This is a genomic window from Albimonas marina (assembly GCF_029223255.1).
Lineage (GTDB): Bacteria > Pseudomonadota > Alphaproteobacteria > Rhodobacterales > Rhodobacteraceae > Albimonas.
The window spans coordinates 636951-649422 of the sequence record NZ_JARHUC010000003.1; the positions used below are offsets into that span (position 1 = coordinate 636951).

General features: G+C 74.2%; 11 protein-coding genes and 1 other RNA gene. 7 read left to right on the forward strand and 5 right to left on the reverse strand.

Annotated elements, in window-relative coordinates:
- Nucleotides 1-209: 209 nt before the first annotated feature.
- The gene (locus tag P2H44_RS10570) at nt 210-1115 is read right to left on the reverse strand and encodes a prephenate dehydratase (protein ID WP_275763488.1); all 906 of its coding nucleotides are present in this window, start codon (nt 1113-1115) and stop codon (nt 210-212) included.
- A 240-nt stretch (nt 1116-1355) separates the two neighbouring features.
- Between P2H44_RS10570 and P2H44_RS10575 the strand changes: the two genes are divergently transcribed.
- Nucleotides 1356-1859 carry a c-type cytochrome gene (locus P2H44_RS10575; protein WP_275763489.1) on the forward strand — a complete coding sequence of 168 codons (504 nt, stop codon included), beginning with the start codon at nt 1356-1358 and terminating at the stop codon, nt 1857-1859.
- 439 nt (nt 1860-2298) lie between these two features.
- On the opposite strand, the gene P2H44_RS10580 is transcribed toward P2H44_RS10575, so the two are convergent.
- Both P2H44_RS10580 and nudC read right to left on the reverse strand, forming a co-directional pair.
- Nucleotides 2299-2481 carry a hypothetical protein gene (locus P2H44_RS10580; protein ID WP_275763490.1) on the reverse strand — a complete coding sequence of 61 codons (183 nt, stop codon included), beginning with the start codon at nt 2479-2481 and terminating at the stop codon, nt 2299-2301.
- A gap of 514 nt (nt 2482-2995) precedes the next feature.
- Nucleotides 2996-4000: an NAD(+) diphosphatase gene (nudC, locus tag P2H44_RS10585; protein ID WP_462976278.1), complete on the reverse strand. Its 1005-nt coding sequence runs from the start codon at nt 3998-4000 to the stop codon at nt 2996-2998.
- Between the two features lie 602 nt (nt 4001-4602).
- On the opposite strand from nudC, the gene ffs reads away from it, so the two are divergent.
- The 4 genes from ffs (at nt 4603) to P2H44_RS10605 (ending at nt 8320) form a co-directional block, all read left to right on the forward strand.
- An RNA gene (gene ffs, locus P2H44_RS10590) (signal recognition particle sRNA small type) lies at nt 4603-4698 on the forward strand.
- A gap of 236 nt (nt 4699-4934) precedes the next feature.
- The gene (locus tag P2H44_RS10595) at nt 4935-6860 is read left to right on the forward strand and encodes a DNA polymerase III subunit gamma/tau (RefSeq protein ID WP_275763491.1); all 1926 of its coding nucleotides are present in this window, start codon (nt 4935-4937) and stop codon (nt 6858-6860) included.
- A gap of 72 nt (nt 6861-6932) precedes the next feature.
- On the forward strand, nt 6933-7277 hold the full coding sequence (locus tag P2H44_RS10600; RefSeq protein WP_275763492.1) for a YbaB/EbfC family nucleoid-associated protein: 345 nt from the start codon (nt 6933-6935) through the stop codon (nt 7275-7277).
- A 581-nt stretch (nt 7278-7858) separates the two neighbouring features.
- Nucleotides 7859-8320, forward strand: a complete 462-nt coding sequence (locus tag P2H44_RS10605) for a hypothetical protein (RefSeq protein WP_275763493.1) — start codon at nt 7859-7861, stop codon at nt 8318-8320.
- Between the two features lie 117 nt (nt 8321-8437).
- Here the strand turns inward: P2H44_RS10605 and P2H44_RS10610 are convergent, their stop codons facing one another.
- A complete protein-coding gene (locus P2H44_RS10610) occupies nt 8438-9262 on the reverse strand; it encodes a tyrosine-protein phosphatase (RefSeq protein WP_275763494.1) in 825 nt (274 codons plus the stop codon).
- 121 nt (nt 9263-9383) lie between these two features.
- Nucleotides 9384-9941: an NADPH-dependent FMN reductase gene (locus tag P2H44_RS10615; RefSeq protein WP_275763495.1), complete on the reverse strand. Its 558-nt coding sequence runs from the start codon at nt 9939-9941 to the stop codon at nt 9384-9386.
- Nucleotides 9942-10253: 312 nt separating this feature from the next.
- Between P2H44_RS10615 and P2H44_RS10620 the strand changes: the two genes are divergently transcribed.
- Both P2H44_RS10620 and P2H44_RS10625 read left to right on the forward strand, forming a co-directional pair.
- A complete protein-coding gene (locus tag P2H44_RS10620) occupies nt 10254-11288 on the forward strand; it encodes a calcium-binding protein (protein WP_275763496.1) in 1035 nt (344 codons plus the stop codon).
- A 171-nt stretch (nt 11289-11459) separates the two neighbouring features.
- Nucleotides 11460-12353 carry a dihydrodipicolinate synthase family protein gene (locus P2H44_RS10625; protein WP_275763497.1) on the forward strand — a complete coding sequence of 298 codons (894 nt, stop codon included), beginning with the start codon at nt 11460-11462 and terminating at the stop codon, nt 12351-12353.
- Nucleotides 12354-12472 lie beyond the last annotated feature (119 nt).

A 12472-nucleotide genomic window follows, 5' to 3' on the forward strand; every position in this document is an offset into this window, starting at 1 on the left:
CCCTCGCCCCCGGCCCGACCGCTCCGCCCGCGGCGCGCGGCGGACGGGGCGCCCGGCGCGACGGCCGCGGGCGGAGACGGCGGGGCCGGGACCGCCGCCCGCCCTGCGCCGCGGGCGAGGCGCCGGGGCGGGCGCGACGGCGGCCGCGGCGCCTCCCTCGCCCGGGACCGGCGCGCGGCCGGATCGGCGGCGGGGGCGCCGCGGGCCGCTCAGACGATCAGGCGGACCGCCTCGCGGTAGGGGTGGGCGGGGTAGACGCCCAGGATGCGGCGGTAGGAGGTGAAGAAGGCCAGCTCCTCCATCGCGTTGCGCACGCCGGGATCGTCGGGGTGGCCCTCGATGTCGGCGAGGAACTGGGTCGCGGTGAAGGAGCCGTCGACCATGTAGCTCTCGAGCTTGACCATGTTCACGCCGTTGGTCGCGAAGCCGCCCATCGCCTTGTAGAGCGCGGCGGGCACGTTGCGGACCTGGAAGATGAACGTGGTCAGGACCTTCGGCGTCGCAGGCTCGGCCTCGACCTTCTGGCGCGACATCACCAGGAAGCGGGTGGCGTTGTGCTTGTTGTCATGCACGTCGCGCGCGAGGATCTCGAGCCCGTTGATCTCGGCGGCGAGCTCGGAGGCGAGCGCGGCCTGGGTCGGGTCGTTCGCCTCGAACACCTGGCGGGCGGAGCCGGCGGTGTCGGCGCCGGTGATCGCGCGGATCCGGTGCTCGGCCAGGAACTCGCGGCACTGGCCCAGCAGGACCGTGTGGCTCATCGCCGACTTCACGTCCGAAAGCTTGGCGCCCTTCGGCCCCATCAGCTGGATCGCGACCGGCACGAAGGTCTCGCCGATGATGAACAGGCCCGAGCCGGGCAGCAGCGCGTGGATGTCGGCGACGCGGCCGTAGGTGGAGTTCTCCACCGGCAGCATGGCGAGCTTCGCCTCGCCCGTCTTCACCGCGGCGATGGCCTCCTCGAAGGTCTGGCAGGGCAGGGGCTCGAGCTCGGGGTGCTCCTGCTTGCAGGCGAGGTGCGAATAGGCCCCCGGCTCCCCCTGGAAGGCGATCTTCTCGACGGTCTTCTCGGGCGAGATCTCCGGGGTCCGGTCGGTGCGGTCGTGGGCGTCTGTCATGAGCTCCGTGCGGTCCCGCGGGCGCGGGCGCGCCCGAGAGAAAGCTTTCTCCGGTCAATGGGTCGCGCCTTATACGCCTTGCGGGGGGCGGCGGGAAGCGGGTAGGAGATCGCTCACCCAGCCGCGCCTCGCCGGCCGGCCGCGGCATCCGCGCGCCGGCCCCGGGAGGGGGGCGAAACGGGCCTCGAGCGATACACGACGCGAGCGCCGGGCAAGGAACGAAAAGGGGTCTGGACCGTTATGGACACGATGGAGATCAACAAGATCGTCGGCGCCTGCGTGGGCGCGCTTCTGGTCTATCTCGGCGTTCAGTTCTTCGCCGACCTGATCTTCCACCCCGCCTCTCACGGGGACGAGCATCACTACGCCTACGCGCTGGAGGTCGAAGAGGCCGGCGGCGGCGAGGAGCAGGAAGTCGACGTGGCCGCGCTGCTGGCCGCCGGCGATCCCAGCCGCGGCGAGCGCATCTTCGGCAAGTGCAAGGCCTGCCACAAGGTGGACGGCTCTAACGGCACCGGCCCGCACCTCGACGGCGTGGTGGACCGCGCGGTCGACGCGGTGGACGGCTTCGGCTACTCGGGCGCCCTGCTTCAGGTGGGCGACACCTGGACCAAGGAGAACCTGTTCCACTTCCTCGAGAACCCCAAGGGCGTCGCTCCGGGCACCGCCATGGGCTTCGCGGGTCTGAAGAAGGCCGACGACCGCGCCGACCTGATCGCCTACCTGGCGACGCTTCAGAACTGATCCCGACGCTGAGCGCCGGATCTGCAGGAGCCGCCCCCCGGGGCGGCTCTTTCGATTCCGGGGCGGCGTGGTGCCCGGCGCCCGGCGGCGGGGCGGAGAGCGGGCTTCGCCTCGCCCCGCGCGCGCCGCGATCCTTCGTAGGGCGCGGCGCTCCGACGGCGCCGTGCGCCCGGGGACGCGTCAGCCTGCGGCGTCCGCGCCGCGCCCCTACGCATGAGCGTTCAGGTCGGTTCGCGATGCCGGGCGGCTGCGAGCCGCTCCGAGGCTCCGAGCGAGCGCATCCGGCGGTCGCTCGGCGGCGCGGGGCGGGCAGGATGAGCCCGGTCCTTCGAACCCGCTGCGGAGCATTCCCACTGACCGCGCAGGAAAAGAGGCGGACCCGGAGGTCCGCCTCGCATTTCAGGACGCAAGCGTAGTCGACAGCTCTGGCGCGGCGGCGTCAGCTCTGGCGCGCGCCGCGCTTCTCGGTCAGGCGCTGCTGGATGCGGCGCCAGTTGCTGGCTTCCTCGCGGTCGCCTTCGCTTTCGAGCTGGGCGGCCCGTTGCGCCGCGGTGGCGATGGCGCGGGGGCCGAGTTCGTCGAAGAGCGCGCGGGCCTGAAGTTCGACGTCTTCCATGCGCATGTCGCATCCTCCCAGATTGGCTCATGCGGAGGGCCGGCGCGCCGGAGCGGGTCCGGCGCAGGCGCCGGCCGGGAACGCAACGTAAGGGAGATGAGCCGACGGGGGAACCCCCGATGCGTCAGGGCGCCGCAGTTCGACGGCCAGGCGCGACGGGGTCGACGCGAGCGCGCATCCAGGCGAGGGACCCCGCTCCCCGCTCCCCGCTCCCCGCTCCCCGCTCCCCGCTCCCCGCTTGCCGAGCGCCGCGGCGGACGTCGCGCAGGTCCCGGCCTCGCGCCCGCGGCGCAGGGCGGGCGCTGCGCCCGGACGACCCGTCGCCGAAGGGGCGCGCGGGGCGCCCTGCGATCCGGGGACGGCTGCGCGTCGGAAACCGGCGGGAGACGGGAGCGGCCGGCGCAGGCCCTTGCCGCGCGCCGCGGGCGAGACGCGAGCCCGGGGCGCGACGGTCGACGCGGCGCCTCCGCGCGACGGCGCGGAGACGGGAGGGCCCGGCGACGAGACGGCGCGCCGGGGCTCAGCGGAACTCGGGCACCCGGCCGTCGACCCAGGCCTCGAGCACCGAGCGGGCGATGGCGCCGGCGCGGGCGGGGGCGATCTGCGGATGCCGGCCGGCCAGCGCCTCGCGCATCTCGTCCTTCTCGACCCACATCGCGGCCTCCAGCTCGGCCGGGTCGATGCGGATGTCCTCGTCCAGCGCCTCGCCCGCGCAGGCGATCATCAGCGAAGCGGGGAAGGGCCAGGGCTGGGAGGCCACGTAGATCACCCGGCCGACCCGGATCATCGCCTCCTCGTCCACCTCGCGGCGCACGGCGGCCTCGAGCGTCTCGCCCGGCTCCATGAACCCCGCGAGCAGGGACCACATGCCCCGCGGCCACATCGTCTGGCGGCCCACCAGCACCTTAGAGCCGCGGGTGATCAGCATGATCACCACCGGGTCGGTGCGCGGGAAATGCTGGGCGCCGCAGGCGGGGCATTCGCGCCGCCAGCCGGCGTGGACCATCGCCGAGGGCTGGCCGCAGCGCGAGCAGAAGCGGTGCGAGCGGTGCCATTCCAGCACGCCCTTGGCGGTCGAGGCGTCCGCCGCGTCCTGCACCGACAGGCGCGCCATCTCCTGGCGCAGGTCGAGGAAGGCGTGGGTGTCGGGCAGGTCGGGGTGGCGGTTCACCGTCTCGTCGCGGAACGTGCCCGGCGGGCCGTCGGGGGCGGCGGGATCCTCCCAGGCGGAGACGTCGAGGGCGAAGCGCCCGCAGGGACGCCCGCCCGCATCCTCGAGGCCGAGGAACACCGGCGTCTCCTTCGCCACCTCCAGCATCGGGGAATCGGAGGGCAGCCAGCCCAGGCCCAGGTCCGCGCCGTCCGCGACCAGCAGCGGCTTGCCCCGCCACATCGGCAGCACCCGCGCCTCGGGATCGTTCCAGAAGCGCCGGATCAGGGCGGCGTCGCCGCGCATGCGGTCCGCGCGGTCGCGGGTCCCGCCGGCGAAGGCGATGGTCTCTTCCGGGATGATCGGATCGGGCATCTTGGGCGGCCTCCCCTCGGCGCAAACCTTTGTTTGGGGGACTCTATGGACCGCGGGGGGCGGCGGGGGCAAGCCGGAGCGTGCGGGAGGGGGCGCCGCGTCGGGGGGCCCGCCCATGGGGGGCGTTCGGCCCGCGGCGCGGGGCGGGTGCTGCGCTTGGGGCGAGGGCCTCGCGAGGCGGGGCTCGCTCGGCTTGCGCGCTGCGCGCGGGGGAGCTTCGGGAACCCACCAAAGAACAGGGCCGCGCCTGTCCTTCGGATCCGTCCGTCGCTGACGATGCCTGAGCGAGTCGGGGGGAGGGGTCAAGGACAAGCCCCCTTCGGGGGTCGCTTCGCGATCCTGGACCCCTCCCCCCGACTCGCTCTTTACGGCATCAGCGACGGACGGCTCCGAAGAACAGGCGCTCGCGGCGGTGCGTTCGGCGGGCGGGCGCGGGCCGGCGGGCGGGCGCATGGGGTGATGGAGGCGGGCCAGCGGAGGCGGGGCGGCGCAAACGGGGGCATCCGATTTCTTCGGCATGCGCGGGGGCGCGACCGACTGCGACGCGGGCGGGCGATGCGAGGGGGTTGAAACCGGGCGGCGCTCGACGTATCTCGCGTCTCGAGAGGTTGGCGTGGGCGAGCGCCTCGCCAACCCGGTCAGGTCCGGAAGGAAGCAGCCGTAACGAGTCCCGCTTGGGTCGCGTTCAGCCTCTCACCCAGCGAAGCCGCTCCCCCGGGGGCGGCTTCGTCGTTTCCGAGGGTCTCGCCGCGGGCTCTAAGCTCCGGAGCGGCGCCCGTTCCGCGGCGACGGCCGCCCCGCGGGGACGGGGCGCCTTGCGGCGGCCCCCCGCGGTCCTTACCCTCTGAACCGCGGGCGCGCCCGCCCGTCCGCACGGCCGCCAGGGCCCGGCAGGGCGAGGACCCCACGATCCCACCCGCCCGAGAGGGAGCGCATGGCCGACGACGCCGCCCCGCCGCCGATGAGCCTCCCCTCCGCCGAGGGCGCCGCCTATCAGGTCCTGGCGCGCAAGCATCGCCCGCAGACCTTCGCCGACCTGATCGGGCAGGAGGCGATGGTGCGCACCCTGCGCAACGCCTTCGAGACCGACCGCATCGCCCATGCCTTCGTGCTGACCGGCGTGCGCGGCGTGGGCAAGACCACCACCGCGCGCATCGTCGCCAAGGGGCTGAACTGCATCGGGCCCGACGGGCAGGGCGGGCCCACCGTCGCCCCCTGCGGCGTCTGCGAGCCCTGCCGCGCCATCGCCGAATCCCGCCATGTCGACGTGCTGGAGATGGACGCGGCCTCGCGCACCGGCGTCGGCGACGTGCGCGAGATCATCGAGTCGGTGCGTTACCGCGCGGCCTCGGCGCGCTACAAGGTCTACATCATCGACGAGGTCCACATGCTCTCGACCAGCGCGTTCAACGCGCTGCTCAAGACGCTGGAGGAGCCGCCCGAGCATGTGAAGTTCATCTTCGCCACCACCGAGATCCGCAAGGTGCCGGTGACGGTGCTGTCGCGCTGCCAGCGCTTCGACCTGCGCCGGATCGAGCCGGAGGTGATGATCGCGCACCTGGCGAAGATCTGCCGGATGGAGGGCGCGAAGGTCGCCGAGGACGCGCTGGCGCTGATCGCGCGGGCGGCCGAGGGCTCGGTGCGCGACGCGCTCTCGCTGCTCGACCAGGCGATCGCCCACGGCGCGGGGGAGACCTCGGCCGAGGAGGTGCGCGCGATGCTGGGCCTCGCCGACCGCGGGCGGGTTCTGGACCTCTTCGAGACGGTGATGAAGGGCGACTGCGCGGGCGCGCTGGCGGAGCTGTCGGAGCAGTATGCGGCCGGCGCCGATCCGCTGGCGGTGCTGCGGGACCTGGCGGAGGTGACGCACTGGATCTCGATCGCCAAGGTCACGCCGGAGGCCGCCGAGGATCCCACCGCGGGCCCCGAGGCGCAGGCCCGCGCCCGCGATTTCGCCGCCCGGCTGGGCCTGCGCCCGCTGGCCCGCGCCTGGCAGATGCTGCTCAAGGCGATGGAGGAGGCCGCGGGCGCCCCCAACCCGATGATGGCCGCCGAAATGGCGATCATCCGCCTGACCCACGTGGCCGACCTGCCGAGCCCCGAGGACCTGGTGCGCCGGCTGACCGAGCAGGGCGGCGCCCCCGCGGGCCCCGGCGCCCCGGCGCCGGCGGGGCCGGGCGGCGGCGGGCCTTCGGCGGGACCGGCCATGGGCGCGCCATCCGGCGGGCAGGGCGGCGAGATGCGCGCGGCGGCGAACGGGGGGGCGGCGACGCCCGCCCATGCGCCCGCCACCGCCGCCGCGCCCCGCGCCCAGAGCGCGCCGCGCCCGACGCTGGCCGCGGCCTCGCCCGACGTGGCGCGGCGCGAGGCGCCGCCGCTGCCCGAGGCCGTGGCCGCCCTGACCACCTTCGAGGCGGTGCTGGAGCTGGTGCGCGACAAGCGCGACGCCCGCCTGCTGGTGGAGCTGGAGGCGCATGTGCGCCTGGTCTCCTACCAGCCCGGGCGCATCGTCTTCGAACCCGCCCATGACGCGCCCGAGAGCCTCGCCTCCGACCTCGCCCAGCGGCTGATGGCCTGGACCGGCTCGCGCTGGATGGTGGCGGTGGAATCGGGCGGCGGCGCCCCCACGGTGCGCGAGCGCGAGGCCGCCGAGCGCGACGACCTGCACGCCCGCCTGAAGGAGCATCCCCTGGTCGCGGCCGCCATCGCGGCCTTTCCGGGGGCCGAGATCCTCGCCACCCGCGCCTTCGGCGCGTCGGAGGAGCCGGAGGAGACCCAGACCGCGCCCGAATGGGAGGAGACCCCCGAGGACGAGGACTGGGACGGATGGGAGCCGGTGGACGCGTTCGACGGCGACTAGGCCGCGAGGCGCCCCGGCAGGACATGGATGGGCGGGAGAGGCCGACGCTCCGCCTGAAGAAAGGACGACATCATGCTGAAGGGACTTGGGAACCTTGGCGACATGGCCAAGATGATGGCCAAGGCGCAGGAGTTCCAGACCAAGATGGCCGAGGCCCAGGCCGCGGTCGAGGCGCTGGAGGTCGAGGGCGACGCCGGCGCGGGGATGGTCAAGGCCTGGGTGACGGGCAAGGGCGAGCTGAAGCGGCTGTCCATCGACCCCTCCCTCTTCGTGCCCGAGGACCGCGAGGCGGTCGAGGACCTGGTGGTCGCCGCCATCAAGACCGCCCAGGAGCGCGCCGCCGAGGCCGCCCAGGCCGAGATGGCCAAGGCCGCCGAGGGCCTGCCCCTGCCGCCGGGCATGAAGCTGCCGTTCTGATCCGGCGTCCCTGACGCCATCGCCCGCCGCGCTCCACCCGGAGCGCGGCGGGCTTTTTCATGCGCCGCGCCCGGACCGCGGCGGGGGGCGCGGGGGCGCTTCGGACGGGGCGCCGGATTCGGCGCGGCGGGGCGCCGGGCGCGGGCGCGAGGGGCGTCCGCCCGGCGGTTCGGGGGCCGGGCGGGGCGCGCCCGCCGCGGCCTTGTCTGCGCGTCGGTTTTCTTCCAATATGAACGAGAATATAACTTGATCTTCACGTAAGGTTCATTTATCCCGATCCCCAGATGACGCCACGCCAAGCCGCGCCCGTCTGGGGAGGGGCGCGGGGGGAGGTGCAGCATGGAACGCGACGGGTTCGCGGCGACCGGCATCGGCCGGGACGTCGCTTCGACCTCGAGCGTCGCGCGCGGCGGGACCACGGTTCGGTTCCGGCATTGGGTTCGCGCGAAAGCGGGCAGGGCATGCGACCGGGGGTCGGTCGCGCACGTCGGGACGCGGGGAAGCGTCGCGATGCGCCCCGCCTGGCGTCACGCCGGCCGGCGAGCCGGAGGCGTCCATCATGCCGCCGTGAGGGCGGCCGCATGATGGCGCCGATCGCCCGCTTCGTCCGACGCTCCCGCCTGCCGAAACCGGCCGACCTCGCGCGCTTCGTCCCCCGGGCCGAGACCGCGCTGTGGGCGCCGGCGGCGCTGGTGGCGGGATTCGCCCTGACCGATTACGTGCTGGTGCTGCGGGCCGAGGCGGAGCTGCGCGTCGCCGCCTCCCAGGCCGCGCTGTCGCTGGGCGCGGGCGAGATCGCGCCGCGCGAGGCCGCGCGACGGGTGCGGGCGCGCTTGCAGGGCGAGGCGCGCCATGCGGTCTCGGTCAGCGTCTCGATGAGCGACCGCGTGGCGGTCGAGGCGCGCATCCCCACCGGCGCGGCCACGCTGTTCGGCTTCCACTGGTTCCTGCCCGGCGACGTGATCGGCGCGCGCGCCGAGGCGCCGATGCTGGAGGGCGGCGCCGAGGTCGAGCTGGTGCAGGGCGACCGGCCGGCGAACTGACGCCCGGGCCCCGGCTTTCGGCCTTGGTGCGGCTAGGTCATTGCTTTTCCAAGGGAATCGACCGGCGACGGAAGCGCTATCCAAAAGATAGCGCCTTCGCGGCACGGCCTCTCGGGGTCACTCGCGGCGCAGGAGGCGGTCGGTGATCCAGCCGGAGATCCGCTCGACCAGGCCCCGGCGGCCCTGGGCGCGGTGGGCGGTCTCGATGGCCTCGCGGTCGTATTCGGTCTCGATCCAGACGCGGAAGGGCACGCCTCGGGCCTCGGCCGCCACCGCCTCGGCGAAGAAACGGTCGAGCACGCCGGTGGGCCCGTGGGAGAGATGCCCGTAGCGGAGCGAGAGCTGCCCGGCCGCCTCGGCTGCGGAGCGTCCCTCGTGCAGGATCATCCACAGGGCGGCCATGAAGCCGGCGCGGTCGGCGCCCGACTTGCAGTGGAAGAGGACGGGGGTCGGGGTTTCGGCGATCAGGGTCTCGAGCGCCGCGAACTCCTCCCGGCTGGGCAGCCCGCGGGAGCGCAGGACGGCGCGGGTGAAGACCAGGCCCTCGGCCTCGCAGACCTCGCGCTCCAGCGGGTAGGAGCCGTGCAGCACCCCGCCGCGCAGCGAGATCACCGCCTTGAGGCCCGAGCGGCGGGCGAGGCGGGCGATCTGCCCGGGCAGGGGCTGGGCGGCGCGGAACGCGTCGGGGCCGACGGGATGCAGGTTGAGGTAGACCGCGCGGATCACGCCATGGTCGACGAAGAGCATGTCGAGCCAGGCGCGCAGCCGGGCGCGGGGGCTTTCGAGCGAGGTCTCCCACCGCTCCTGCGCGCGCAGGCGGCGGGCCTGGCGCTTCGCCTCCTTCGCCGTCTTCGGCGGGGCCATCACCGCGTCGGGCCGCAGGGGGTCGGGCCTGAGCGGATCGGGGCGCGCGGAGGGCTGGGGGGCGTCGGGATCGGTCAAGGGTCCGGGTCGCTCAGGGGGGCGCGATGGGCGCTGGGATCGCGCCCATCTAGCCTTCCCGGCCGGGCATTGCCAGCCGCGGCGGCGCGGCGGGCGTCCTGCGCCCCGCCGCGCCGGGCGCTCAGCGGATGGTCTTCAGCGCGCCGGCCCAGGCCTGAAGCTCGTCCAGCATGGGGCCCACGGCCTCGGTGTTCGGGCCCGTCGGAGTGAAGACGCCGTCCTTGAGCTGCTCGAACACGAAGGGGATCGTGACCTGCTGGGCGATGCACATCAGGTTCGCGGTGGCGAAGATCGGCTTGATCGCCTGCACGCCGCGCAGGCCGCCCGAGACGCCGCCGTAGGAGACGAAGCCGCAGACCTTCCGGCCCCATTCCTTGGCGAGGTAGGTGAAGGCGTTCAGCAGCGCCGGGGTGGGGCCGTAGTTGTATTCCGGCGTCACGAACACGAAGGCGTCGGCGGCGCCGATCACCTCCGACCAGCGCCGGGTGTGCTCGTGCTGGTAGTCCTGCATGCGGGGATGCTTCGGCTCGTCGTAGACGGGCAGGTCGTGGTCGGCGAGGTCGACCTCCACGATCTCGAAGCCGCCGTGGGCGCGGGCGGCCTCGGCGAACCACTTGGCGACGGCGGCGCCGTTGCGGCCCGGGCGGGTGGAGGCGGTGACGATGGCGAGACGAAGCATGGGGGGCCCCTCGGCTGGATGCGGCATCAGGTTCGCCCCCCACACCTAACTCCTCCGTCGCGGCGAACAAGCCCGCCGTAGGCTCCGATCGGTTTCGAATATGAGAACATTCGCGGACGGCGGGGCGGCCCGACGTCGGCGTTGCATCCCCGCGCGGGGGTCGTTAACCACGGAGCCAGGTCGAAGCCCGCACGAGCCGCCGTCCCGCGCCCTGGGACCCCAAGCGCCAGCCAGCAGACGACCCGATCTCCAACGGATCCTGCATCAGACGCGCGCCGGTCCCCGGGACCGGCCGGGAAAAGGGGCGCCATCATGGCCAGAACCGATTACGTCACCGTCGACGTCGCCGCCGCGGGCGGCGTGAACTTCGACGACTACCTCGCCGACTATTTCGCGGCGCTCGAAGACGGCTCGACCGCCTTCTACGGGGGCGAGCCGGACAGCGCCTTCGGCGGCACCTACTACATGAACGGCAGCCAGGTTCTGGTCTCCTACGAGACGGCGGGAACCGACGAGGCGGCCTCGGCCTCGGTGCTGCTGGAGGGGGCGGAGCTCGCCTACGACTTCATCCACAACGGCCCCGCCTTCGGCCACGGCATCTCGGGCGCCATCGACGCCATCGTCTTCGGCGACTGGGTCGAGGGCGAGACGAGCGGCGAGCAGGGGACCGGCGAGGCGGGCGAGGTGACGGGCCTGGACGCTGCGGTCACGATCTCGGGCCTGGGCCTCTCGCTCGAGCCGGGGGCGGGGTCGGACGCCGAGACCAACCCGGTCTACGCGCTCTATTCCGCCGCGCAGACCGGCGACGCCGAGGCGATCACGTCGCTTCTGTCGGGCTATTCGCTGTCCTTCCAGGGGGGCGAGGGGGCCGACCGCTTCACCGGCGGCGACCTGCAGGACGAGGCCTTCGGCGGCGCGGGCGACGACGTGCTGCGGGGCGGCGGCGCGAAGGACCGCCTCTATGGCGGCGACGGCGACGACGTGCTGCGCGGCAACGCCTGGCGCGACCGGCTGGAGGGCGGCGACGGCGACGACCGGCTCTACGGCGGCAAGGGCGCCGACCGGCTGATCGGCGGCGAGGGCGACGACGTGCTGAAGGGCGGTCGCGGCGGCGACCGCTTCGACTTCGTCGACGGCGGCGGGCATGACGTGATCCTCGACTTCGACGCCTCGGAGGGCGACCGGCTGGCGGTCTCGGCCGAGGCCTTCGCCGATTTCGAGGCGCTGTCCGCGGCGATCAGCGACGCCGACGACGGCGTGCTGATCGCGCTGGGCGAGGGCTGGGACGTGACCCTGCAGGGGGTGACCGCGGCCTCGCTGGAGGCGGAGTCCTTCGCCTTCGTCTGAGCGGACGCGCATCGGGAACCGAGCGGGGGCCGCGCCGGACAGGCGCGGCCCTTCGCCGTTCGCGGCGCCGCCTCGCGGAGCGCTCCGCTTGACCGCCCCCCGCCCGCCTGCTCTGGCTTGGGGGGAAGACCCCGGAGCCGCCGGGGCGGGACGAATGCAGGGGAGGATCGCATGAGCGACCGCGTCCGGGAGCTGCGGGGCGTCGTGCCCTATCTGCCCACGCCGCTGACCGCCGAGGGCGCGGTGGACGAGGGGGCCCTGGCGCGCCTGAGCGACCACCTGATCGGGGCCGGGGTGCACGGGCTGACGCCGCTGGGCTCGACGGGGGAGTTCGCCTATCTCGACTTCGCGGCGAAGGAGCGGGTGGTGGCGACGACCGTCGCGGCCGCGGCCGGCCGGGTTCCGGTGATCGCCGGCGTCGCGGCCACCTCGACCCATGACGCGGTCGCCCAGGCGCGGCGCTGGGTGGAGCTGGGCGCCGACGGGATCCTGGCGGTGCTCGAGGCGTATTTCCCGGTCTCCGAGGCCGGGGTGGTCGCCTATTTCACCGCCGTCGCCGATGCGGCGGGGGTGCCCACGACGCTCTACACCAACCCCAATTTCCAGCGCTCGGACCTGTCGCTGGAGGCGATCGAGGCGCTGTCGCGCCATCCCGACATCGTCTTCGTCAAGGACGCCTCGACCAACACCGGGCGGCTGCTGTCGATCCTGAACCGCTGCGAGGGGCGGATCGGGGTGTTCGCGGCCTCGTCGCACGTGACCACGGCGGTGATGCTGATCGGGGGGCGGGGGTGGCTGGCGGGTCCGTCCTGCCTGATCCCGCGCCAGAGCGTGCGCCTGTTCGAGCTGTGCGAGGCCGGCGCCTGGGCCGAGGCGATGGATCTGCAGCGCGAGCTGTGGGCGGTGAACCAGGTCTTCGCGCGCTACAACCTGGCGGGCGCGGTGAAGGCGGGCCTGCGGCTTCAGGGCTTCGACTGCGGCGACCCCGCCCCGCCCCAGTCGCCGCTGACCCCCGATCAGGTCGAGGCGGTGCGAAAGGTGCTGGAGCGGGTCGGGGCGCTGTAGGCGCCGGGAGGGGCGGAGACGGCAGGAGCGGAGACGGCGCGGGGGGATGAGCGCGCCCGCCGCGCAGCGGAGACCTTGCCCCGGGCTTGACCCGGGACCTCGCGCCCACGGCCCGCGCG

Bases quoted from the DNA above. Each gene is read 5' to 3' on its own strand.
- P2H44_RS10570 (WP_275763488.1), bottom strand. From the start codon at position 1,115: ATGACAGACGCCCACGACCGCACCGACCGGACCCCGGAGATCTCGCCC.
- P2H44_RS10575 (WP_275763489.1), top strand. From the start codon at position 1,356: ATGGACACGATGGAGATCAACAAGATCGTCGGCGCCTGCGTGGGCGCG.
- P2H44_RS10580 (WP_275763490.1), bottom strand. From the start codon at position 2,481: ATGCGCATGGAAGACGTCGAACTTCAGGCCCGCGCGCTCTTCGACGAA.
- nudC (WP_462976278.1), bottom strand. From the start codon at position 4,000: ATGCCCGATCCGATCATCCCGGAAGAGACCATCGCCTTCGCCGGCGGG.
- P2H44_RS10595 (WP_275763491.1), top strand. From the start codon at position 4,935: ATGGCCGACGACGCCGCCCCGCCGCCGATGAGCCTCCCCTCCGCCGAG.
- P2H44_RS10600 (WP_275763492.1), top strand. From the start codon at position 6,933: ATGCTGAAGGGACTTGGGAACCTTGGCGACATGGCCAAGATGATGGCC.
- P2H44_RS10605 (WP_275763493.1), top strand. From the start codon at position 7,859: ATGATGGCGCCGATCGCCCGCTTCGTCCGACGCTCCCGCCTGCCGAAA.
- P2H44_RS10615 (WP_275763495.1), bottom strand. From the start codon at position 9,941: ATGCTTCGTCTCGCCATCGTCACCGCCTCCACCCGCCCGGGCCGCAAC.
- P2H44_RS10620 (WP_275763496.1), top strand. From the start codon at position 10,254: ATGGCCAGAACCGATTACGTCACCGTCGACGTCGCCGCCGCGGGCGGC.
- P2H44_RS10625 (WP_275763497.1), top strand. From the start codon at position 11,460: ATGAGCGACCGCGTCCGGGAGCTGCGGGGCGTCGTGCCCTATCTGCCC.